General features: G+C 40.2%; 23 protein-coding genes. 16 read left to right on the plus strand and 7 right to left on the minus strand.

Annotated features, from left to right (window positions below):
* Positions 1 to 3: 3 nt before the first annotated feature.
* From SJY39_RS00660 to SJY39_RS00685, 6 genes are all read right to left on the minus strand, one after another.
* The gene (locus SJY39_RS00660) at positions 4 to 2,481 is read right to left on the minus strand and encodes a DNA topoisomerase (protein ID WP_390240750.1); all 2,478 of its coding nucleotides are present in this window, start codon (positions 2,479 to 2,481) and stop codon (positions 4 to 6) included.
* Positions 2,482 to 2,484: 3 nt separating this feature from the next.
* The gene (locus tag SJY39_RS00665; protein WP_390240751.1) at positions 2,485 to 2,997 is read right to left on the minus strand and encodes a transglycosylase SLT domain-containing protein; all 513 of its coding nucleotides are present in this window, start codon (positions 2,995 to 2,997) and stop codon (positions 2,485 to 2,487) included.
* 8 nt (positions 2,998 to 3,005) lie between these two features.
* Entirely contained in the window at positions 3,006 to 6,041 is a 3,036-nt protein-coding gene (locus SJY39_RS00670) for a type IV secretory system conjugative DNA transfer family protein (RefSeq protein WP_390240753.1), read from the minus strand.
* A 292-nt stretch (positions 6,042 to 6,333) separates the two neighbouring features.
* A complete protein-coding gene (locus tag SJY39_RS00675) occupies positions 6,334 to 6,525 on the minus strand; it encodes a hypothetical protein (protein ID WP_390240755.1) in 192 nt (63 codons plus the stop codon).
* A complete protein-coding gene (locus SJY39_RS00680; protein WP_390240756.1) occupies positions 6,522 to 7,934 on the minus strand; it encodes a hypothetical protein in 1,413 nt (470 codons plus the stop codon). The genes SJY39_RS00675 and SJY39_RS00680 overlap by 4 nt, the downstream gene beginning before the upstream one ends.
* Before the next feature lies 1 nt (position 7,935).
* Positions 7,936 to 8,490, minus strand: a complete 555-nt coding sequence (locus tag SJY39_RS00685) for a hypothetical protein (RefSeq protein ID WP_390240758.1) — start codon at positions 8,488 to 8,490, stop codon at positions 7,936 to 7,938.
* Between the two features lie 361 nt (positions 8,491 to 8,851).
* On the opposite strand from SJY39_RS00685, the gene SJY39_RS00690 reads away from it, so the two are divergent.
* From SJY39_RS00690 to SJY39_RS00745, 12 genes are all read left to right on the plus strand, one after another.
* Entirely contained in the window at positions 8,852 to 9,589 is a 738-nt protein-coding gene (locus SJY39_RS00690) for a hypothetical protein (RefSeq protein ID WP_390240760.1), read from the plus strand.
* Positions 9,586 to 10,164, plus strand: a complete 579-nt coding sequence (locus SJY39_RS00695; protein WP_390240762.1) for a hypothetical protein — start codon at positions 9,586 to 9,588, stop codon at positions 10,162 to 10,164. Before SJY39_RS00690 ends, SJY39_RS00695 begins: the two co-directional genes overlap by 4 nt.
* Positions 10,165 to 10,167: 3 nt before the next feature.
* Positions 10,168 to 10,842, plus strand: coding sequence for a hypothetical protein (locus SJY39_RS00700; RefSeq protein ID WP_390240763.1), 675 nt, complete (start codon positions 10,168 to 10,170; stop codon positions 10,840 to 10,842).
* Positions 10,843 to 10,942: 100 nt separating this feature from the next.
* Positions 10,943 to 12,055: a DotH/IcmK family type IV secretion protein gene (locus tag SJY39_RS00705; RefSeq protein WP_390240765.1), complete on the plus strand. Its 1,113-nt coding sequence runs from the start codon at positions 10,943 to 10,945 to the stop codon at positions 12,053 to 12,055.
* A complete protein-coding gene (locus SJY39_RS00710; RefSeq protein WP_390240767.1) occupies positions 12,048 to 13,436 on the plus strand; it encodes a hypothetical protein in 1,389 nt (462 codons plus the stop codon). Before SJY39_RS00705 ends, SJY39_RS00710 begins: the two co-directional genes overlap by 8 nt.
* Before the next feature lie 23 nt (positions 13,437 to 13,459).
* The gene (locus SJY39_RS00715) at positions 13,460 to 14,656 is read left to right on the plus strand and encodes a hypothetical protein (protein WP_390240768.1); all 1,197 of its coding nucleotides are present in this window, start codon (positions 13,460 to 13,462) and stop codon (positions 14,654 to 14,656) included.
* Between the two features lie 39 nt (positions 14,657 to 14,695).
* Positions 14,696 to 15,100 (plus strand): hypothetical protein, encoded by a 405-nt coding sequence (locus tag SJY39_RS00720; RefSeq protein ID WP_390240769.1) that lies wholly within the window; start codon positions 14,696 to 14,698, stop codon positions 15,098 to 15,100.
* 18 nt (positions 15,101 to 15,118) lie between these two features.
* Complete coding sequence (locus SJY39_RS00725) at positions 15,119 to 15,544, plus strand: hypothetical protein (protein WP_390240770.1); 426 nt, start codon at positions 15,119 to 15,121, stop codon at positions 15,542 to 15,544.
* 10 nt (positions 15,545 to 15,554) lie between these two features.
* Positions 15,555 to 16,325, plus strand: coding sequence for an HNH endonuclease (locus tag SJY39_RS00730; protein ID WP_390240771.1), 771 nt, complete (start codon positions 15,555 to 15,557; stop codon positions 16,323 to 16,325).
* Complete coding sequence (locus tag SJY39_RS00735; protein WP_390240773.1) at positions 16,322 to 17,551, plus strand: hypothetical protein; 1,230 nt, start codon at positions 16,322 to 16,324, stop codon at positions 17,549 to 17,551. Before SJY39_RS00730 ends, SJY39_RS00735 begins: the two co-directional genes overlap by 4 nt.
* 11 nt (positions 17,552 to 17,562) lie before the next feature.
* A complete protein-coding gene (locus tag SJY39_RS00740; RefSeq protein WP_390240775.1) occupies positions 17,563 to 17,892 on the plus strand; it encodes a hypothetical protein in 330 nt (109 codons plus the stop codon).
* Positions 17,893 to 17,906: 14 nt separating this feature from the next.
* Positions 17,907 to 20,924: a hypothetical protein gene (locus SJY39_RS00745; RefSeq protein WP_390240777.1), complete on the plus strand. Its 3,018-nt coding sequence runs from the start codon at positions 17,907 to 17,909 to the stop codon at positions 20,922 to 20,924.
* A gap of 40 nt (positions 20,925 to 20,964) precedes the next feature.
* On the opposite strand, the gene SJY39_RS00750 is transcribed toward SJY39_RS00745, so the two are convergent.
* Positions 20,965 to 21,573 carry a hypothetical protein gene (locus tag SJY39_RS00750; RefSeq protein WP_390240779.1) on the minus strand — a complete coding sequence of 203 codons (609 nt, stop codon included), beginning with the start codon at positions 21,571 to 21,573 and terminating at the stop codon, positions 20,965 to 20,967.
* Positions 21,574 to 21,844: 271 nt separating this feature from the next.
* Here SJY39_RS00750 and SJY39_RS00755 point away from each other — a divergent pair, with 271 nt between their 5' ends.
* From SJY39_RS00755 to SJY39_RS00770, 4 genes are read left to right on the plus strand one after another with little or no spacing between them, the layout of a single operon-like run.
* Positions 21,845 to 22,381, plus strand: a complete 537-nt coding sequence (locus SJY39_RS00755) for a hypothetical protein (RefSeq protein ID WP_390240781.1) — start codon at positions 21,845 to 21,847, stop codon at positions 22,379 to 22,381.
* A gap of 5 nt (positions 22,382 to 22,386) precedes the next feature.
* Positions 22,387 to 23,376, plus strand: coding sequence for a type IV secretory system conjugative DNA transfer family protein (locus tag SJY39_RS00760; protein WP_390240783.1), 990 nt, complete (start codon positions 22,387 to 22,389; stop codon positions 23,374 to 23,376).
* Complete coding sequence (locus SJY39_RS00765; protein WP_390240784.1) at positions 23,357 to 24,544, plus strand: ATPase, T2SS/T4P/T4SS family; 1,188 nt, start codon at positions 23,357 to 23,359, stop codon at positions 24,542 to 24,544. Before SJY39_RS00760 ends, SJY39_RS00765 begins: the two co-directional genes overlap by 20 nt.
* On the plus strand, positions 24,544 to 24,786 hold the full coding sequence (locus tag SJY39_RS00770) for a hypothetical protein (protein ID WP_390240786.1): 243 nt from the start codon (positions 24,544 to 24,546) through the stop codon (positions 24,784 to 24,786). Before SJY39_RS00765 ends, SJY39_RS00770 begins: the two co-directional genes overlap by 1 nt.
* Positions 24,787 to 24,809: the final 23 nt, after the last annotated feature.

Here is a 24,809-nt window from a genome sequence, read left to right on the forward strand (position 1 = left end):
GTTTTACTTCCCTAGTGCTTTTCTGAGTTGTTGAGTCTTCCTGCGTGTTTCTAGTCGAGAATTTAGAATATCTTTCCCGATGATGACGTTTGCTTTGCTGGCCAGTTTCTTCAAAGCTCTTACCTCGTCGTCTGACGGTTTGAGTTTTGATTGAGCATGCTGAATAAATTCACTACATTTGATCGCAGAGAGTTTTGCTTGCTTAGGCATTTTACAGCCCGTCTTTTGAGCGAGCATACTGGCTTTTAGAAGGGCTTTATTAGTAGGTGGGTTCTGGTTATCTTCTTTAAGCCCCTGTGCTCTAAGCGCAACTCTACGTGCGTCACGTTGGACATCGTTCGCCATGTGTAAGCCTGAGTCTTCTAACTTCGTTTGAACTCTAGAATGAATTAGCTCTGGATTTCGATCTAACCATGACAAGCAAGATGATTTGCTTTTCAATATCGATACGGGAATCTCTAATGCGAGTGCTCTTGCTCGCTGTTTAACTTTCGCGAGCAGTTGTTTGTCTGGGGGTGTTGAACATTGGTTTTCGATGCCGCCACCGGTTGCGTACTGGCGGTTTAAATTTTGAATGTAACTTTCAAGGTGCTGGTATGTTGAACGTATGAACGCATCTCTTAAAGCTCTCGCAGAATCGAGATCATTTGACTCTTCAATCTCTATGAATTTCAACTCCCACAATGCGGTCGTAATAGGGCTAGTAAAAGCATCAGGCAAGATTGATAGAAGTGCCTCCCCCTTACTCGTAATTACACAGCATCTTCTACCACCAATATTCGTCACTTCTACATAGTTACGTTTAAGCAACGAGGGCAAACCATTGTGCCGTGTAGAAGCTGACCCCAATCCTTTAGCTCTAATTAAAAGGCTCTTCATCTTTGGGTCATCTACCGTTTCTGATATGTTCTTCATTACCATTGGTAATTCTGACTCACAGTAGTACTGCGGAAGTGGTAACTCTTCATGTTCAACTCGAATATCGGTTATCGATAACTCATCACCTTGTTTCAAGTGCATAAAGCGGTTTGAACTCTCACCATCAGCATTTGTTTTGACTATTTTATGGAGTGTAAATGATGGGCTCACTTCTCCGAGCATCCCAGTGGTATCCCCAACAAAACCGCCAATGATATTAACGCTGCATATGTGTTTATCCCCTGATAGTGAATCGGTAAATCGCTCACAAATCTTGGTGTAGACGGATAGTTCATCGCTACTCAAATTCCCTAAGTCAACTTTTGCATCTGTTGGCGTCAAAGCTGTATGGGAGGCGTTAATTTCAGCCTTAGAAGAACTCTCGCTGGCTTGCTCGATCAATGAATCTTGTTTTTCTAAAAAACTTCTTGATGATTTGGTTGTGCTTTCGCTAACCGAGTTGAAATTAGTATTCATACCATCAAATAGAGCCTTTAGGTTCGAGCTGGAAACTTCATCATCAGGAACGCTTGTCTCATCCGTTCGTGGGTAAGTGATAAGCCCTTTTTCATACAATGATTGGAGAATATCTAAGGTTTCTAACGGAGATTTATCGGACATTTCTGCCTGAATAGAAGCGGTGTCGTGCAACTCTGGTGCTGATTGGATACCTGATACATGCTCAACCTCTGCTATTACGAATCGGTGAGATTTACTTTTTGTCTTAATGTATCGCTCGACTAATTGTGCGTTTGCCAGTAATGAGGGCTTGAAACCCAATCGCTCGTAGTCGTATTTGAACGTTACATCGACCGTTTTCTTCCCAACTTGAAATGACCCATCGACAAAGGGTATGTGAACGTGTTTTGACTGAGCTTTCTCTACTAACTGACATCGATCACCGATTAGTTTTAATAGAGGAATTATTACGCGGCCTATCGATACGACACTTTGCTTTTTATCGGTGTAACCTCCCAGTAACGGGTGAAGAAGTGACTTTCTTCCATAAAAGGTTGTCACTACCGTTAAGAGAGCGTACCCGAAATCACCGAAACAACGAGCTTGTGAAGCGTATGCACGAGCTTTAGTTTGAGTGCCGCATAGCAAGTTGTCATAAGCTTTTTGAATTCTAGAGCGAGTTATCCCTTTTGACAGGTCTAATCGGTAAATGGTTGCCTGTGTATTGGCCACATTGAAAAGGTCGTAAAATATGCACTCCCCCTCTCTATCCGCATCACAAGCGTTGATTATTGTATCGTGCTCTTTCATGAGCAACGGGATATTTTCTCTTAGGTAGCTGGTCATTAAAGACCGACCTTTTATTTTGAGCTCATAGTCTTTAGTCGGCTTTAACGTTAGAGCTCTTGGTAGGTGGTTGAAGTTTTGAGGCTTTCGCCAGTTGTAGAGGTCATCTTGATGATGACAGACTTCGAAGAGATGCCCCGATGAATAACAAATTACATCGCCATCCTCATTTTCAAAGAATGGATAGCGATATTTGTTAAACCCTAGCACTTTTGCAAGAACCTCAGCCATTCTGAATTTTTCAGCAACTATCAACATAGGCTACTTCGAAACCAAAAAGTGATCATTGATAAAATCATTTTTGGACTTCTGTAAGCGCAAATAATGTTTCTCTATATGACCCTTGTATTTGTAATGCAGCTTAGGGTTTTTGCCATTTACAAAATAGTGATAATTGGCCATCGCTGTTAAAGCATTCTTCGATGATTTTTGTCGCATCTCGATTATCTTCGTACCCACCAGCACATTGTCGCAGAGGTTTGTGAGTACACGCGCCCAATCTATTTTAAATCCTAACCGTAGAAACTCCACAGCCCAGCGTTCGTAATTAATTTGCATCTTTCCGACGTCATGAGTGCCATCTTTGTTTTTGTTGTACTCACCAGTTGTACCAGCTTCTTGCTTGGCTATCGTGAAAATGTAATCTGGGTGGACTTTGTAATGCCTTGCTGCTCTTAATGTACATTTCGCGAGTTCCATACCTTTTTCTTCAAATAGGTACTCATAGTAAGCGACATCAGTTACTGTGATTTCGTTATCAATAGGCAAATCCATGTCGTCTCCTAAAACATTTCATCAATAGTGTTTTGTGATAGCGTTCCCTCTGTTTCTTCCAAGTTGGTTTGCACCGTATCTACAAACAGTTGCTGGTCTTCGGTACTCATTTTCGCGAGTTCGGGAAGTACTGGATATTTTGGAGGGGTTAAAATTGTCTCTTTTAGCTCTTTGAAGTCTTGGCCTGTAACTGATTCACCATGTGAAAAAATATCATCAATAGTTTGGCTAACGAATGCACCAGAATTACTCTCTGAATTCTTATCTTTATTACTATCATTAGAGGTATTCGAGTCATCGTTATCATCAGAAATATCGGAGTCGTCAAACAAGTCACGTATATAACCGATGCTCTCCGAATCTTCATTTTCAGAGCTATCCTTTTCAGAACTCTCAGACTCAGTTTCTGCTTCATCATCATCGCTTACGTATGTGCCAAATGGTACGTCTGACGAAAGGTGGGCAGTAAGGTCGCCCCCCGTCATTAACAGTCCGTCGAGGCTGTCACTCTCTTCTTGGTCATGGCTGGCGTCTAAGTTTGTTTTATTGTCACTGCTTTCAGACACCTCAGTTAAGCTCGCTTGATCAACTGGCTCAATATCGTCAGTGATTAGCTCAAATTTTGATAATTTGTTACTAGAGATACCCAGCTGATTAGCCGTTCTCTCAAGCAACCCAGATGGTGTAAAATCTGAACTCTCGTCAGTGACGTTCGCGGCCTCAACATCATTAACTGGATCAAAACCATTACTATCCTCTTGGACGTCATTGTAAGACTCAACGGGTGGTGATTCTTGCGCTGGTGGACTTGACATAAACCCTGAGTAATCGCCAAACATTTCAGCTGTAGGTTCAACAATCGTATGGTTGCTATCGTCTTCATGAACAACATGAGTCAAATCGACATCTTGATTACCTGTCTCATGTTTTACATGCGACTGGTCTTTAAGCTTGGCTTTTTGAGCCTCAAACTCATCTTCACTATCCAACAAAAGATCATCTGCAAGGGTATACGTCAATATGTGTAATTTGTTCTCATACTGAGTACCCATCTTTTTTGCTGAGTTGAGGTTAGCCTGTAACTTAGAACAGAAATCCTTTATGAGCTCATTGCTATGTTTAGTTGAATCAATAGGTTTGAGTGAACCATTCTTTGAGCTATCGGCCACACTTGCAATGGCACGGATTCTCTCTACTTCCTCACTCGTTGGGTTAAGTAATTCAGCAAAAATATTCAATTTAAATGAGTCGAGTGAACCGTCTCTATCATCATCAGGAAAGAATGTTGCGGATCTGAATGGTGTTACTTGGCCACGGAAGATATAAAGCCCCTCCATTGGATTCGCACTGGCCATATCCCTAGAGTCAATTAGTTCGGCATCTTGTATTTGTAGAGTGTCAGCATTCGACCAGCCGAATAAATGGCTACCATGCATTTGACTTGATTGAATCTGCGTTGCCTTTCCCACAGATTTGTTAATGAGCTCCATCGTCTCGTAAACATCTTGGGTAGCAAACATGATCTTGTTATTGAGGTTTGCCAAGGATTGGCGACCCTCTGATACACCAGCGTCTTCTATACCTTTCAATGATTGACCGATAAGTGTCATTGACACTTGAGACGAACGCATTAAAGAGAGGAAATTAGAAATACCAGCTGTATAGTAGTTAAGAACCTCATCAAGATAGAGCCTAACGGGTACGACACGATTAGATGGTAAGGCGTCGACAACCTCAGCTTTAGTACCTTGGATGTTAAAACCTAGCAATGGCGCAAATGCTGGACGTAATGAACCCACCATCATACGTCCAAGTTCTTTCATTGATTCACTTTCTTTCTCAATTGTTGGCAACAATACCAAGACAATTTGGCCATGAGAAATTGCGTGACGTAAGTTGATATCACTACCTGTGGAACAGAATATATGACCGAGTGATTCTGTCATCTCATTGAGCGTCTTAGAGAGCATTGAACGGTTGTAAGTATGCTGCTCTTCGGCCTTTGGATTTATCTCAAACCCTTTATCAACATCCATCTCAAAATGGGCATCTTGAACGCCATTAAGGGTCTTAAGGTACTCCTTTAACGGTTGGCGTACATCTTCGGGAACAGTTTTGTCAGATGCTGCTCTGAACATGTTTCTAAGCTCAGTGAATTTACGGATTACTGATGCATCCAATGGTTCTCCGAACTTATCACGTCGATAACATAGTACGGAGAATTCACCAGCAAGCATGGTACTCGCTCGATCACGGAAGAAGTCGCCATTACCACCCTCAGATGAGCGGCCAAATGACATCACAAGCCCCCTCGATTCCTCTTTATTGAGTACCGAGAATGGATTAAATTTGTTCGATGAAAATTCATCATCGAGCATCGCTTTAGGATCTTGAGTAATACCACCTGTTAGGAAGTTGAGAATGCGTACATCATGAATTCGGCCAGTTCGAATGATGTAAAACAGGAATTGATAAAGCCCCTCAATCGAGCCTTTACCATCCATGAGAATCACTGGCGCACCATACTCAAAGTGACCCTGTATGCATGATTGTAAGAGTTGTGAATTTTGACATACTGTTTTACCAGCACCTGTCGTACCTGAGATAAACGACATTCGCGTTTCTCGGTCAACGTCCATCCACATTTGACGACCGAAGAGCAAGTCGTAACCTAAGAGCATATAAGCTTTTGAGTTACCGCTTTTCTCTTTGGTTTGGAATGGTAAGGTAGATTCTCGTATGCCATCCTCTGCCATAAATCCATTACCGCGAGAAAAGGTCGGTACAGAAATCAGATAATCAAATTGTGTTTGAACGGCATACAGAGCAAAAAAGGCCATACCAACAACAATGAAATAAGTAAAAGTCGGAAAGACTAACGCTGATATAGCCGCCACATAAAATAATACGTGGTAGACATAAGGTAGAACAGTAAGCAACCTTGTTAAATAAGGTCGCGTATCCACATGATTCGACTTGTTCGTAAACAAGTCATTGGCCATGGCGTGAGTGGTTTTGGCCTTGAACGCACTAACATCACTCATAGTTCACCTGACTAACCCCAATCCTATCGTATAGTTTTTTAGAAAAATCCACTAAATGCTTCTGATGGTCATGTAATAGAGGTTTTGAATTGACAGACACGCCACGTTGAAAACCAATCGAAGATAAGTAGTCGTTAATTACACATCTGGATTTTAAATCAACATTATCACTTTCACTTATGGCGACTAAGTTCGCTAACCTGAATGCGTCAGTAAGTGAATAGCTAAAGAGATTCCTATCATGCAAGTTGATTAAAACAGGAAATACACTAAACAGTAAGTTGCGACTCATTTAGACTTCAAAACCTCCATGCTCAGCCATTCCTCCAAGTTCAATAAAATCCATAGCTAATACGAACCTGATGAACTCAAATTCCTCTTGGGTCAAATGGTCATGAATTTCAGATTGATAATTAAGACAAGAACATGAGACTTCTTCCCTCATGGCTAGGTATTCGTTTAGCCCTATCTGCATTTTGTTCACCCATACACCTCATTCTTTCTTTTCAAGAGAGATGTCAATTCCGTATCATCAGAATCAACAAAGGCTCTTGCCTCCTTTAAATCAGCGTCAGCGAGCATGTTCGCATCAAGCTCTCTTATTAAATCAAGGCGCGGAGGCTTCTTGTTTGCGATACGACGCGCATCGAATTCAAGAGTATTTATGGCTGGATTGACATAGGGTGTAACCAACTTCATACCAATCAGTTTTTCCATATGGTAGTGGCTCATAACACCAATAGCCTCATAGAACGGCTTTTCTTCTCTAGCGCTATATAAGGCAAAATATAACGCTCTGTCCTCTCTTTGCATTAGGTAGAACTCGGTTGAAGCTACTGTGTTATGAATATCAACAACGTTTAGAAATTCAACCAAATAAGTCTTGGTATAGGCGTGTCGTTTTGTAAGTTCTAGAACGAATTTTGCTAAATCAACATTCGGGTGTTTGTACCGACGACATAAGAAATCGAATATTTTTCTCTCCGTTGAATTAAACGCATAACGCAGCTGTGCTGCCGTGCCGTTATACTCACGACCATTGTTGATCAATCCACACTCTGCAAACCCACCAACGATACGAACTGTTTTATCTTTTGCTTTAACTTTTACTAATTCAACCATGTTCCCATCCTTGTCAAATAAACGGGCTGGCGAATCTTCATTAAGGTAATAACCACCATCAGTTGGTGGTGAGGTAAGTTGACGTTCTAGTGAAGTTCTCGCGACCGTTCGGTTAAAGTCAACGGAGCTTGATTTACGATCAATTATTGCTATTGGTCTATATGGCGAGGGTTTGCCAACATTAATTTTGGCATGATGCTTTTGCATTTCTTTGATTGATGCACAAGGAGGTGGGCAAGACTCTACATAGCGTTGAGGTGATATAGCTTGTGCATGTCGATTGTGAAAATCGTTGCGATTATCAAAATCAAAGACGCGACTATGCATAAGAGGGTTATCCTCAGCAAGCGTCTTGATTGCATCGTTTTCATGACCGTACTGCTCTATCAATGTTTGTACATTAAACACACCCCTTACCTTTTTGATATTACGTTGAAAACAGTATCCAACATAAATCAGCCATGGCGTGTACACCCAGCGTAAATATTCATTTAATGACGCTTCAAACTTAGAAATATAGTTCCAGTTAATACGAGTTGGAGGTGTTTTCATTAATTGCCCCAACCAGTGCTTGAAGAAATCAACCGAAAACAAGGAAGCGAATGAATCCCACACCATCAGTTCTAATATTCGCAGAACACGCCAAAACTGAATGAAGACTAACTTGTTACTGTATAGAACCAAAATGAACGCACCAAAAACCATCAACCCAGTCATGATGACTGTGAAAATGTATCTAACATCAGTAGGTTCATTGTGATTGGGGTTCATATCAATTCCTTGGCTTTCTTAATTCTGACCATACAAGGGCAATCTGTTTTTTGAAAAAACGCCATACGAGTGAAACAAAAAGTGGAATAACTGAGAATGGGGAATAGATTGGCGTGAGTGCGCGGTTCATTCTAAATAGATTGGTTAAACCTGTAATTAGATAGAGGAAACCAGTAATGACGATGCAACTTTGTGGGATCAATGAGTACATCTTAGGGACGGTATCAGAGACGTAAATTGATGTTTGAATGAAACTTAACACCATGACTGTAAATACGAAAATAAGAGAAGTTTTGCCGATTGCTGTTAAGTAGTCAGCCAACGATTTCAGTAATTCATCATCATTTCTTGAACGAACACGATGACCATAGACGATTGCAAATAGCGCCATAAGAATGAAGATCAGAAAGTTACCAAACAAGGCGAAGAACATGGTTAGCGTGAAAATTGTTACGAGGGTTTTAGAGGGTGAATTCATCCAACTAAACATTGGGGATTTCTTTTTTTTAGCTTGCTCTTGTAACGCTTGCTGTAATGCCGAATCTTTAGCTTCCATGATAAACATTCCAATATATTGATATTTGTTTATAATACACATGCGATAAGAAAACAACAAGGATGACTGGTTTGGTGGATAAGAATGAAAGGGCTGAAAGAGTTGTCGAGCTAAAATACGATGACTACGTTAAGAAGATGAGAAACGAAAGTATTCGTTGTATACATTACGGTTTATTCATTTTTCGAGTGCCTAAATTTTGGAATGATGACCGTAAAATCATCTATGTAACAAAAAAATTCAGAGCCATATTTTTGATTTGCATCTCCATTGCTTTGTCACTGTCAGTCATCAGTCTGCTAATTAATGACAAAAAAAGAGCATGGGAACTGTATACATTTAACCAAGACGGGGAAATTCGATGGGTATCGAAAATCGAGAAGCTGAGATAGACAAATCTATTCAGAACACAAATCAGCTCCTAAGCCGTCACATCACCAAAATTGCTAACAAGAGAAACATTGTTGCCGTGGCAGCCACTTCAATTATTTTGATTCTGTTCGGAATGCAAATACTTTATGCCAAACACGCGCTCAATAGATCGAGCGGAGTCTTCAAAGTCTCCACAAACCAACAAACTAATGCCATATCTGCAAACCTAATAATTGACTCAGAACACTACTTTGATGACCGTGTTGCATTAGTACAATCAGGTATGACTAAGAATTTAACGATGCTGTTTACTCACACAACTATTTCTTACCTTAAAAGGGAAGATCAATGGAGAGAATTGACTACTGAATTAGGTTTGAATGACATCCAATCGAATGCGGAACATATATCGGTAGATGAGATGATGACTGATAAAGACATGATCAGGCAAATGACATTTCAACTAACCAACGGGATACCCTTGGTGATTAAACCCCATTTCCCATTAGGAACTACAGAAGCCCAGATCCAAGATGAAGATGAGAGAAATGCATTGGAGGTGGTTAAGTGGACGCTTGAAACCGAAGGAATCATTAAAGTTAAAACTGGAACAAGAGATTCAAACACCAAAATAAAATTCAATTTCGATGTGATACCAACGCATCCGTCTTATAAAGCGAGCTCACTTAAAATCTCGCGCATGTCACTTTGGATGGTTACTCGATGAAGCACACCTTAACTTATGCCATTTACGGCCTAACATTTTTAATACTCATCTCGATAGGAGCAATAAACCACCTTGTCGAGCAAGAACCAGTTAGAAAGGCCGTCATTGGCCATACCGATTCTGTGAGTAAGAAACACTCAATTAAGCCTATCAAGGTATGGAAAACCAGCCGTTTAACTGATGCTAAATTGAAAACTTGGGTCGAGAAAGTGGTCGCGACATGCTTTTCATTTACGTTAACCAACATAAACAGCAAACCAGAATATTGCGCGAACAAGTATTTCAACTATTCGTCATCATCGGCCTACCTCAACTCGTATGTATCAAGAGTAGGTGCAGTAATGGAAAAAAGTACCGCTAACTTCTACACAGGCATGCCCTACCCCCCAATCATTGTATTGCCCGTTTCAGCAAGAGCAAATCGGTTTTACTACACAGTCTACGTACAGACCGTGAGCTCACTGGTGGAGAGAAAATACACGTCTCCCTCTGTTAAGGGGATATGGTTCTTTGTCGCACCAAGCCCAAAAGCAAATGACGAATCTCAGTTTACTATCATTGGTATCGAGGCATAAAAAATGAAAGACTTTGCTCATGAGAAAGCACTCCAATATAGAACGTTTATACGTGTCGAGTTTATACTTTGGTTCGGCCTAATGATATTGGGTTTCTTCGTGTTGCTGTACGCATTGTATCAATGGAATTCAGTAACAAGTACCGATTACAACAGGGGCTACATTTCTGTAAACGATCAGCGAACTCCCTTAGTGACAACTAGCCACCTGAAACCTCATCGCTACCTATCAAACACAGAGATTCTTGAGTGGACAAAAGACCATTTAATCGAATGTATGACTTTTGACCATCAAAGTTACGAAATAGTAAAAGCTAAATGTACATCTGAAATTTTTTCGACAAATAGAACGTTCAATGACCAAAGAAACTTAGGTCAGTTGTTTTATGATGCATTGGAAACTGCTGAGGTTATTCGATATTTAAAAGCCAACAAAACCTCAATGACCATTGATATTTTGGATTCAAACTTTGTTGATGAAAAACTAAAAACCTATCAAGATCCAGATAGAATACTCAGACCAAAACAGGTTTACACTTACCAATTCGAAATTGAATTTCGCATTCTTATGCATGGCCAAGATCTTGATGCACCAATTGTTTACGATGTTCAAGTGGAGAGAATGAACGAAGCTCACCGTAGAATCGCTTTAGGGATTCGAAGCGTGATAAGTAAGTAAACATCGTTACAGATTCGTTTTTTAGAAAAACTTACTGACTTTATTTAAAAAACAGTTATGATATGAAATATATGTTTATGGATGAAATATTGTAATTTTTATGACTATTTGGATTCAGCGTGGGTTAATCATGGCTCTAAGCCTCAGTCAAGTTAGCATCGCTAGCTCGTCTGTAACTATCGTTTCATCCCATGGTGAAATCCTACCAATCGAAAAAATTGCGAGCAGCGCACAAACTCGTTCAGAGATACAGTCACATCAAAATGCGAGCTCCGAACAGGAGTTACTTGCGAAGTACGGAACAATAGAAAACGCCCTCTATCGACTTGATGATTTGAGCCCCAGCGAACTCAATGTTTTGCAGCAAATTGCACTCAAAGACATGACCAAAAAGCACCGTAAAATTGCCAAGGCAAAGCATGACGTCAGAGTGTTATCAATTTCTGATGGAATTGATCAATCTAATGAAGTTCATAAAGCTTCTAATAACCCTGAACAAATTATTGAACGAAGAGTTATCAACGACCAAATTAACCAAGCTCAAAGGAAGCCGATTTACGAGACTGTTGTCGATATGACATCTGAGACGATTGACCCTGAACTGAATCAACTAATCAACGTTAATACAATGGTTAACCGACCAACTGCCATCAGCTTTTACGACTCGATGGGTAATCCCTACCCTATTGTTAATTTCTTACCTAAAGAGTCGACACCATTCAAATTTGAGCCATTTAATGAAAACATTCTGATTGTTACAGCGGAACAAAATCATAACTCCATATCAGGGTTTGTTTTCCTTAAAGCGATCAATCAACCAATCCCAATCATGTATAACGCTAACCCTAATTCAAAGGTTGATGTTAAGAAAAACATACACATCCCTATCACTTCCCCAGACGCTAAGCTCAGTGTTTCTCCTATAAGTGAATCATACAGCTCGTTAACCCAGAATGATGAAAGGGCTATGTTTGCCTTTCTAAACGGTCGCAGTATGAGCGGTAGTGAACGCATTACTATCGATGGATTGCCGCCTCGCTCTCAGGCTTGGAAATATAAAAAACACATTTACATCAAGACAACTGCAAACATGAAGCACGACATTATTGGCGGTAAGAGCTCTGGTAATTGGAAAATTTATAAAGCCTACCCACGTAGTTCATATTGGTTTTCAATTAACGGGCGAGACACAGAGGTATTTGTAAATGAGTAACCCATTGGACGCCTCTGACAATTCGATCACCAACGCAAAAAAGATCAAGAGAAGAAATAAGTACATTATCGGTTTCGCTCTCTTTCTTGCTATCTCGATCGCGCTACTTGCCGCATACATACAGTCTGTGGAAAAGATGGCTGAGCTTTCAAAATCAAGACCACCAAGCAATAAGCAGTCAACGGTTGATACTTCATCTGCCTCCCTTGCAAAGCAAAAGAATGAGCATAAGAAGACCCCTGACTCGCCAACAATGTTAAGTGTGAAACAAGATGAGAAATTGGCTAAGGATGCAGCAACTATTAATGGTGTTTCTCACATCAACAACACCGATGTTTTATCAGATAAAGGTGAAGTCAAAATTGACGCAAATTCTGCTAGCAAGAATGAACCTGTTGACGAAACAAACGTCGTTGAGGCAAAGACAACTAAAGAGGTTCAACCCAAAAGTGAAGAGCAAAAACCAAAACTTAGTCGCTCAGAAATTGTTAAACGAAACCTTAACAAGCTTTTTGCTGGTGAACTGCCCTCTCATTACCCACAAGCAATTAACGTTACCAATTATGTGAAAAATTTCGAGAGCAAATACACCACAGGTGCAACCGAAAACCTGATTTCTCTTGAAGACCTAATCATGAAAAACGAATTCGTGACAACGGTTAAAGAAGACAACTTAAAGAAAATTCAAGACGAACTAGCAATGAAAGATTCAAGTCAATCTAACAACGCAGACGTTGAGGATGAAAACAATCCCGAATTAGTCAGAGTAATCAATATGGGAGATATCGCTGTTGGACAAATCAAAGAAGCCATCAACTCTGACTTTAATCTGGATGTGTTTATAGATTTACAAGACGCACCTTTAAAAAACGCCAGAATAAGGGCGAGCTTTCAATTAACTGATGCACAAGATGGCATCGTTTTGAAAGCCAATCAAATACAAGTGGGCGATCATGTCCAAGCGATTGATGGCTATGCCGTAGACGTAACAATCGATAACAGCCCTCTTTTCGATAATGACGTTGATACCCACTTCGTTAAGAAATTTGCTGCTAGAGCAAGTGCAGCGTTCATTGTTCCTTGGATTGATTTTATAACTGCCACTACAACGACAATCACTGGTGACACGATTGTAATCGACAACCCAACAGTCGACAGCACAAAAGACAGAATGATAGGTAGCTTAGCGAGTGTTGCTAAAGAGTTCATTCCAGATCTAAGAAAGAACGCGAATATTCCCTCAACAGTATCCGTACCTAAAAACTATCCCGTAGGGGTCGTCTTTGCTGATGCGTTATATCTGCCAATGGGATTATTTGATGACAATCCAGAAACCAACCCAGATAGAAGCTACGACAAAGTATTTGCAAACAAGTACTAGCAAAACCAACAACGGAGGTATGTATGGCTAGTGAAGAAAACAACCCACTATCAAGCGAACCAAGTTCGGGGAATAGTAACAGTAAACCTACAGGTAAGGGCATTCTGATTGGCCTCATAGTGGTCAGTATTCTCGCTTTGGCAGCGATTGGCCTTGGTGCATTAAACTATATGAACCAGTCAAACGGCCAGTTAAAACTTGATAACACTTTAAAAGGGTTTGCGACAAACGTTCAAGCACAATTGGACGAATCAGCAAACCAGTCATCTGAGTTAAGCCCTGAACAACAAAGCGCAATAGCCAACGCTGTTATTGAGAAAATCAAGCCTACAATTGAAAGCTTTGTGCCTGATTTGGTAGTTAACTCATTGGCCGCGAATCGCGAGTCGTTCTTAAACGATATTGCTGTCCTTATTCCACAACAACAAACAGTCAACGAGGGTCTGACAGAACAGCAAGTTAAGGACATCGCTAACCAACTGATTGATGCTCGAACGCAAAGACTTTCCATCTTGATTCAAAATAAATCAGCTGAGATTAACCGCATTGAAGATGAGATAGAAATTACTTCTAGTGCAGTAGAAACTCTAACTGAACATGTGAATCGATTGCGACGTTTAGAACGTCCAAATGGGTCATCTGACCAAGTGACTAACCATAGGAAACGATTAAAAGAGTTTCATATCATTGACGTTCTCAAGGATGGCGAGCTGTTCATTGTTGAAGCACCAAAGCGTAATGGCAACGACAACACGATTACTCTAACCATCAACGAACCATTCCGCTCAAAATATGTTGGTCGCTTAAAGGTTGAATCATTTGAAATCATCAATGGTACACCGCGATTGAACATATCTAAAAACTGGTTTATTGACCCAGTTAGGGAAGAAGCAAGTCAGGCTGAAATCGAAGCGATCCAAAAGAAAAAGAACGCTCAGATACTAAAGCAAAAAGAAGCCAAGCTTGCCCGTAAAGCTAAAGAGAAAGAAGCTGCGCGAATTGCTAAAACCAAAAGTGAAACCGTTTGGTTAAAAGGTTGGAAAGTCATCACTCCAATTAAAGAAGCAAACAGAGTTGTTGTATTTAACCCCAACTCTGAAAAGGCGGAAAAGCTACATGTTAACTCTTATGTAAAAGGCGTAGGCACAGTTAAAAAAATTGACTTCATTACGGGTGAAACCTGTTTTGAACAATATTGTATTGCTGGACTTGGTCAGTAATCGTTTTTCTAAAAAATCATGTTTTATAAGGAACACAGCATGAAAACAATCAAAAATGTCATTCAAAAAGTGAGTCAAGCATCTTTAGTTCTCGCAGCTACGGCAATGAGTTCCCCCTTGCTTGCTAGTACGGAATCAGGTGATAAACGTGGTCTTCTCAATCTGGTGGAAGATGCAGGTACGCTCGGCACTGCAACAGGTAACACAGGTAAAATTTGGATTTTAGTTATTGGCCTGTTCGTGGTTGCTGGTGGTTTCCTCACCATATTAATGTCCAATAATCAAACGAGTCAAAAGACTAAATCAGCTGGCGGTTGGGCAATTGTAATTGGAATTTGTTTAACGGGTATTGGTGGCGTCATCAACATGGGTAATGTTTTTGTGACAAACGAAACCAGTGAGTACAGTGAGTATTTTGATCAACAAGAGCAAACTCCTAATTAGTAGCAATTATAAAAGTCGATGATGAAATCTATGCCGCTCAAATTCTTAGTACGCCAAATCGTTTTTTTAATCTTGGTTGGGTTTTCTTCTTTTGCCTTGGCGCAAGATGCAAACCCATACGACGATGGAAACAACGCCAGTGGGTTAGCCTACCGACTAGCTACTCTGATTAGAGCGGCATTACAAAATGGTGAAGTCATATTATTGGTTGCTGGGCTGTTTACCGTAGCATCAGGACTGTTCTTAGTAAAAGATGCAGAGAAACTACAGATCCCAAAAAAATTCGGCTTCTTGACTTGTTTGATAGGCTTTTGCCTAACCTCCCCAAGAGCATGCAGTCAGATAGCCACAACCGATGTGTTGAAAACTGACGTGCAAGTTGTAAATGAAATACTCAAAACAGAATCAGGTAAGAGAGACGGTTCTTTCATTCTACCCAATTAAAAGGTGATTTATGAGCGATTCAGACGTAGACACGTTTTTCATTGGGACGACTAGAAACTCACATGCCATTAGCCGCATGGAGAACCCCAACTTTCAAGATGACAATGAAGAATACCAAAAAGTAAGGGAAGAGTTCATAACCGAGCACCGCGCTCGGCTGCATAGTGATCAAGAAGTTCAATGTGAAGTATGTGGACTTGAAATGGAAAAAGGTGCTCATGTTCATCACATTGATGGGGATCATACGCATAACGTAAAAAGTAATTTTTCACTTCGTTGTCCCTATTGTCATTTATGCGAGCATATTGGGTTTGTCGGTAAGGAAAATAAAGGCGTCATTATCTACGCTCCCGATATATCACAGGCATCACTTAACTTGCTTTTAGTGACCTGTTACACCCTTAGATACTCAATTGACTTACTGAAAGAGGGTAGTTCAGAGCGGCAAAAACTCGAATCAATGATTCTTCAAGTTGATTCTTTGGTTCAGGCTTTCGAGTCTCAGAAATCAATAGTTCTTAGGAACTTTCAAACAGATAACCCTGCTGACTTCGCTGATAAATTTTTGGCTATGTCTCAGGACGAATATGACAAACGGTCGGTTGGTACATTTAGTGGCTTAAAGCTGTTCTTTTACCCAGACGGATTTGAATCAGAGATTAAAACTTGGGCTGAAACCATCTTTAAGGTTGGTGAGAGTAAGTCTAATCCATTACAACCAAGAGAATGGGTTAGCAGGGCTAAAGTTTTTCAAACTCAAGCAAAGGAAGTAAACGAATGAAGCAGAAAATAGGTATCATCTGGGTTGATGACAATACTTCAAATGGAGGCTTTAGACACGTTAATCATGGGTTAGAGTGCATTAGTAGTGACCCTGATAAAATTCGACAAGTCAATTTAAGAAACTTAGATGCACAGCGTATTTACATTACAAACGCTAAACCTCACGTCTTTAGTAAAATGGGGCTTGAAAGGTTTCCAAATATTAAGTCTTCAAAGTTTCTTGGTGTCATGCTTAGCACTGTTGCCGTAGAGTTAGATTTACCCAACGACATACAAGCAAAACTGCCTGTCTTCTATACCTTATTTCAAATGCTTGCAGAAAAACTACAAGATGATTACGGCATCGACCTTGCAACGAATGACTTCACTATTCTCAAGACACTTCATGAGAAAATATTACCTGAAAACCAAAAACAACGTCCTTTGCTTGGTATGAACATTTCCCTAGAACTTGAACGGGCAATCGGACAATCAATGCAAAAAATTCAAGCAAACAGTTCAAGACGTGTTAAAGGTGTTCAAGCAGTGTGCTCCGCTCGCTTTCCTAGAGCCCCTTACGCGCTAAGTTTGCTCAATTTTGTATTCCCAGCTTCTAATATCTATAAAGAGTCAGATACCTTTAAAGACGTTGAAATTGGAACAACTGAAAGTGGATTGCTACCGAATACTGAAAGAGTAATTTCAGAGTTAATTGCTCTATCAAAAACAAAGTGCGGCTTCATCCATATAAATCAAACTAGTACTGTTGAGAAGTACAACCATCACCACCCATTAGGCCAAACAGTACAACACTCAGAAATTCGCAACTGGGCATGTATACCCGAAGTCATAGACCTATTGAACTATTCAACTATTAAGTTAGGAGTCATGTTCGTTACAGATGGTCAGAGAATGCCAATTGCCCCCGCGATACCAAGTTCCTCTGACGTCTCGTTCATGTCATACGTTAATGGATTGGTTAATGAGATTGTTTGGACATCACTTGGCTATTCAGATAAAAACGACATTTGCCCTCCCCCGTTGAGCGTTTACATGCGAGCGTATGACCGTATTATGTGTAGGATTAAAGCCAAATCATTCATTGATGAGCAATTTTCTATATGCGGATATTCAACAGGTGTATTGAGGTTCTTTACTGAGAAATCGAACCCTGAATACACCGAAGCTCTAAAACTGAAAATCTTGGAGCAAGATTTAATCCCCCAATTGAGTATTGTCAAATAGGAGACATGAAAATGAGTATTTCTGACCAATTTCAAGCGGCTGATTATCTTGAGCACACACGTACCCTTGCGAAAAAAGATTGGGTTTTAAAGCTAATCAAAATGTTTCCAGATGGCGGCATCGTTAATAATCTTCGTGTCGTTGAATTAGAACAGTTGAATACTTTCAGTGTTGACGACCAAATCAGCGGTGTACGTACAATGATTGATAAAATGGAGGTTGAGAATAAGCAGAACACTACTAATAAAGATCTGCACAGCAACACCTCTAGCAGCTCCCACCCAGTTGATTTAAAAAGTAGAAGCGATAATGAAAGCAAGCCAATAACGTTAAGATTTTAGTATAAGGGGGAACTATGGGTAAGTTTGCTGGCATTAATATTCCGTCTCTTACTGCAATCAGTAACTTGTTAAGTGATGGTTTAACTCACCATGCATTGGGGCATTGTCAATTAATGACTAAGTCTATGATATGCCCAAATACTGTGATCACTACGGATGGTGGATGTATAACCGCATTCGAAGTCATAGGCATGAATCGATTTTTAACTGAGTTTACAGAGAAAAACTACTTAAACGATCTTGCCATTGACCTTAGAGCCGTTCTAAGACCAGCTCATCACAAGGTCGGACTTACGTACATTCGGGATCGCGGTCGGAACAAAGAAACATTGGATGACATATTTCATTCAACGCTGAATTCAATTGGAACACTTGGCTTTGAAGCTGCGCATTTTTTCGAAAAACAGAAAGAAGATCTGAATAAGAACTGTTCTTATGAAAGAACAATTATGTACGTAAAAACAGAGCCAACAGTTAGCAATAGAGACTCGGTGAATAACCCGAAGTTTCTCGGTGAGAACTTTGTTTTAGGTGATGCTCCTAAGTTGATGCAAAACAACTTCATTGAATCGTTAAACATCGTTCAGGCGCATAACGCTTTTTGTCAAAGTGTAAAGATGGCGATCTCAGACAGCATTAGTGTGGACATACTTTCAGCAGATCGTTACCTACAAATAATTAAAGAAGAAGAAGAATTAATTTCTCTCGAACAAACAGGTTGGAGAGCAAAATCTATTGGTGATGACTGTGATTTTACATTGTCAGATAATGATGATGATTTTGTTACCTACCCACCGTTAGCATACCAACTCGTTACAAATAATAAGAAAAAGTCAGACCAAGACTCTACTCTGGTCGAATCAAACTCAATGCTATTTGCTTCAATTGATAGAGATACCTTTAGCATTGACGCCTTACCCTTTAGCAAGCTACTCGCTCGTATGTCACCACATATCCCTTTGAGATGTACATTCGAATTTGAATGTGGCACAGAGAACATTGCAGCTAGACTGAGTTCGCGTAAAACTTGGATGCCCTTTCTAATGTTCAGCAAACAAAGCAAAAATATCAATAACGCTTTGACTGAACTTATCAATTATGTGGAAAAAGATTCTGGTACATTGCTAGGTGGAACTATGGCCATCACAACGTGGGGATCGACCATTGAACAAACCAAAGCATACAAAAAGGAAATTACTCAAGCTCTAGGGGCGTGGGGCTCTCCAACCGTTCAAAGCGCTACTGATGAATTTCAAGCTTACTCAGCGTCATTACCAGCATTCTCAAGAACCCAATCGGCTAGAGTTTGCGTTCAACCCATTGAGAAGCATATTAAGACGTCTCCATTGACAAGGCCAACATCACCGATGAAATCTGGTGGCCTCTGTATGTCTTCATTAGATGGTCGACTATTCCCTATTGATCCTACGTCTCCTGAACAGCATTACTCACTAAACGCAATTGTGGGTGGTATGGGTAGTGGTAAAACGGTGTTTAGTGCTGTTTTCAACAATACTTTTCTGTTCGGTAAGGGCAACACCGAATTACCGTTAATGTCCTATTTAGACTTTGGTTCAGGTGTCTGTAACTACTTAAGCTCTGTACGTTCATGGTTGCCTGATGACCAGCAATACAAAATTGAGTTGCTTAATTTTCACAATACAAAGGGTAGTATGATTAATATCCTTGAGCCTCAATTTGGCTTAGACCAACTTGAAGATCAAGAGTTGTCTTTTGCCTCTGCTTTTATATGTCGAATCGTAAACGGGACAAGTAAAGAAAGTGTTCATGCAAAGCTTTCAGCTGTTGTTGATGACATTTTACGAGAGCTATTCAAAGAGTCACGTAGCATGCCTAAGCTATACACCTCTAGAATTGCAAATCCTGTAAACAACGAGCGAAGACTACAAGCCGAAATTAATGAACTGCTTGAGAGTGCTGAAATTGACATTCCAGACACTAAACGAAAGACGTGGTTTTTGATTAGAGATAAGTTATTCAAGCTTGGTCGTCAATACTTTAAGCACGCTCGCTTTTGTCATAGGCAAGGAAGCCCTACCCTAGAAATGATCCCTGATATTTGTAACAAATCGACTGCGATAAAGACCACATATGAAGTTTACAAAACCAATTCTAATGACCCATTAGTTCAATACATCAGAACATCAATCCAGACTCTAATGAACCGGTATCCATTTATATTTAAAGGCGCATCCCAAATAGATATATCCCAAGCAAGAATCATTGGTGTCAATCTAAAAGGTGTCGCTGGCACTGGGTCTGACCCTGAAACCGTGAACACAAAAAGAATGTTCGGAATGCTGGGCAAGTACATTGCAGAAAAAAACTTTTGGCGCGAGCCAGAAGACTTTATGAAGCTTGTTCCTGATGACTACAAAGAGATGTACTACAAGATCTTAGAAACCGATTTTCGTGATAAAAAGCATAGTTTCTCTGATGAGTATAAGCAGATGAAATCTGATGAAATGGATGCCATTCTAGACAATTCAGCTCTCATCGCTCGTAAGTACAATATGTGTATTACTGTCTCTAGCCAAAGTCCTCAACATTTACCACCTGAAATGCTTCGCCTTTGTAGCAACTTATACGTGCTTGAGCTAGAACAAAAATCAGCTGATTACCTAGCCAAAGCCTATAAATTATCTGATTCATTTATTAGCAACGCACAACGCTTGGTGGGGTCTAGCGATTCGTTTGGTCGAAACATTTTGTATATTGGTCGTTTCAAGAAAATTAAAGGTTGCGTAGTGCAAATTCTTAGAAACTACATCACCCCCTCGTATCTTTGGAATTTCAGTTCTGATGCAGTTGATGAGGTCATAAAGTCGCAAGCAAAAATACGTTTTGGTGAAAGAGATGCGTATCTAAGACTTGGTAAGAGGTTTCCAAGAGGAAGCGCTTTAGATGACTTAAACAAACGTTTAAAAGACAGTAAGTTTGAAGCAAGGCCACTCACGAATGAGGACGTCATACTTGAGTTCATCGATTCTCTGGCCACAGTCGAGATATAAAAAAAGCCGCTAATCAGAGCGGCTTTTTTTCATGCTAAGTTTAGAATTTCTTATCAAGTGTTCCATTGGGTAACTTTAACTTCGTTTCAATCTTCCTACATGCCCATGATGAGCGTCCATTAACTCGCCCCTCTTGGATGTCAATGAGCACTTTTTCTGAGGGTGATAACTCGTTCGAAAGGATATTAACGACGGCTTGGAAGTCAGTGGCTGTAGCGAGGATTTTGGTTAGATTTGAACGTCTAAATCGAGCGATGATTGATTCAGTGTAAAACTGACGCTTTTTTTGAAAAAACGAACCACTGACTAGATTGGCTTCTTGAATTTGAGAGCACAAAGAATCCACCGATTCTTTAGAAGTGTTTGCTAATATATCCGTAATGAACTTAGGATCAACACTGAGTTTATTAGCCAACTCAGATGAACCACCGTTAAGTCTGATCGCGATAAGGAGATTCTGAAAAGTAGAGGAAGTAAAGTTATGAACAGTAGCGTGAATCAGTCTTAGCTCTTCAAGGGAATAGACTTGAGCGAAAAACTTCTTACTAAAATCTGGGTATATTTCACTTAGATACAGACCAATTACTTCGCTCTCTGAAATAACTTTCCCTATCTTAGTATAAAAGACCTTAGTCGCATCCATACTCATCGGCAAACCCTAGCTTTGTTATATTAATGTGATAAACGATATATATATATGCTCAAATCTAACAGCCATTACCTATCGATTGCCTATGCAGGTTGTTTTTTATGCGTGATGTCTCAAAAAAAGCCGCAGTACTCTATACTATAAGCAACAGATATAGATTTCATCGATTAACAACCATTCTTTATAAATAAAAATGATATGTTGCAGCTTTCTAAAATTTATTTATAATTTACATTCGATATGAACAGTATAACGGATATGGATGGATAGCATGGACGGTCAGACTAAATTTGCGACACGAATTCTGGCAGCATTCACACTCACTCTTGCCTTAAGTGGTTGCTCTTCAAAAAGCGTAAATAACAATGCCCCAGCTGCAAGTGAACTTCCACATTACGTTGATACTGAAATACAAGATTTAGCTCGGCAATACCTTGATGAACAAAGGCACTTAGCCAATGTGAGATCTGCTAAGCAAAACGCTCTAGCAAATTCATCACAGCCTGTACCGTCACCCAACGGTGCTATTTTCAGTGGTTTAGAAACGAAAAGGACAATACTTTGTGAGGGGTGCGACATAAAAGTTGTATCACAAGCGATAGCTGTCCTGCTTGGTTGGGACATCAACTCTGTGTATGAGACGGGGCGAAAACCAGCCCTCGGTGTGCCAGTAACCATAGACCTAGACAATCAACCACTAAGAATAGCCTTAGAGCAAATTAAAGCCGACGCGGGTCACGTCATGGATCTTCGAATAGATCCCAATTTCAAATCAATGCTCATCGAATATAAGACAATAACACGGTGAACAACATGAGATTATCTTATCTATACACAGTGCTCCCTCTGGCAGTGACGTTCTCATGTATGTCATTCTCTTCGCCAATGACGAAAGAGCAATTAATGGACATCAATTCTAGTAATGCTCAATACCAAAATGAACTCGATGAAAAAGAGGCATGGTATAACACGCTTGCAGATAGAGCTCAAAGGCATGGTTATAACCATGCCTTTGCATCCGTACTCGAAGACCAAAAACGAAAAATTAAATCAAAAGAAAGATTCTATGACATATCACTTAGCTTTGATGACATTAGTTCACTGGTTCAATCTGGGACAGCGAAAGGTATGTTCTTAGTCGGTGGTATCGTAGATGAAGCCGATGCAGGAACAGAACTAATAGACACCAACATCATCGCTCTTCACGATAAAGCTTATCAAATTATCAAATACCCCTACCTCAGCCCATCTCGCCCAAACTGGCGTGATTACCTCTTTAAGCCACAAAAACTAGATCTAGCACCTATACCTCCGAATTTTTTACCGAAAACCGACGTTGAAAAGAAAATCTGGAAAGAAAATGTTGATACAGGTTGGGAGCGAGGTCTTAAGGCTGGGTTTCGCGAGGTTCTTAGTCGCTGGCAAGCTCTATTTGCTGACCTACGAGGCATGACACGCTACTGGACTGCTGTTGAATTGAATATCATTGAAGAAGCAACACTTGCTATTGAAACAAGGCCAGTTGAACACGATGTCTTCACCATGGATGGTGAACAACGAGAAGAATTAAGACTTAACCCTACGGTAGTAAGGATCAATTCACAATCAACATTCAACCCATACATTGGCAATTGGGATATGGTTGAAACTCAATCCAATGAAGACTCACGCTCAGTCGTTAGAGATGCAGTTATCAATGGGACTTTATCAATCCAAGATATAACCGAAGCCCAAAAGATTATCGCAACTCAAGAATTTTTGGACACTCAAGAGAGCATAGATAATGACAATCTCTTTAGATGATGGGTTCGCAGAAAAAGTATTTAACATCACGACTATTGCAGATGACTTGTTTAAATACATACTTGAAGAAAGCGTAAATCTTGGATACCGAGACATATACCTTGCTTACGATGATTACATTCGTGTCCGTAAAGATAATTTCCGATTAATTGCATCCAACCGAAAACTCACCACTGATGAAGTGCGAATGCTTGGTGTTCAACTGTCATCTGAGAATGAAGTAAGCTTGACTCAAGCTGGTTTCGAATCTGGCGGCAGATTTACAATGAGTCGCAGTGATAACGAAAATGAGCTAATGCATTGCCGATACAGCATGCACCAGATCTCGGACAACGGCCAATCAGGTCTAGACATCGCAATTAGACCAATTAAAGATAAAGCCCCTCACCACGAAGAGATTGGCATTCCAGAAGAACTACTCACACTTGTCCGTAAAATTCCCCAAGGGCTGATTCTTATGATTGGCTCAACTGGTACGGGTAAAACCTCTACTCTGGCCTCATTGATACGCTACATTCTTGAGCAACCATCACACATGCGAATTCTCGAATTTGCTCGCCCACCAGAATTTTCTTTCAACAACATCGAAATGCACCCATCAAATACTATTAAGCACTCAGAAATTGCGGCCAATAGTAGTACTGGGGGGGATCTAAAAACTTATGAACTTGCAAACGCTCTGACCATGCGTAAAGCAGCTGACTGGATAACCATTGGTGAAATGACAGAAAAAGAGTCATTCAAGTCAGCCCTATCCTTGTCTAACACTGGCCATCGTGTTTCTTCAACTACACACGCAAACGATGTTGCTGGTGTATTCCCAAGAGTCTATCAGATGTTTGATGCTGATGAGCGCGAGTATCAGTTATTCTCGTTGATTAATGAGGGGCAATTATTTTGCGCACAACAACTACTAGACAGAAAAGGTGGTGGCCTAATAGCGGTAAGAGAAATACTAATTGTGGATCAAGAAGCCCGTTCTAGGCTTTTAGCAGCAAAAAACATTCAGCAAGTACACCGCATAACGAGTTTGATCTTATCGGAAAGGAAAGCCTCATTCCGCGCTCAGGGGATGCAATTACTTGCTGACGGATTAATAACAAGAGAAACATATGATGACTTCGTTGATTTCCTACCACTAGATCATCAAATGGAGTGCGTAAACTAATGTCAGACTCTCATCATGAAAATAAATCAGCGAAGATATTCATCGTTGATTACCCAGCTGTTATTCCACTTGTTCCATTAGGGTTCTTCCCTAGTGTCGAACGATTTCAAATTTACCTTGCCTTTTTAGTATTGATGGCTGTACTTGGATTATTGAACATCAGGACATCAACGATCATTAAAAAGGCATGGGCGAAGCTCAAAGGTAAAACAATGTACGCAAGACTAAAAAACAATCGATGAGGCGGCTTGATTAATCAAGTTGT

Origin of the sequence: Vibrio sp. R78045, from assembly GCF_042466085.1 — a bacterium.
Taxonomy (GTDB): domain Bacteria; phylum Pseudomonadota; class Gammaproteobacteria; order Enterobacterales; family Vibrionaceae; genus Vibrio; species Vibrio cyclitrophicus.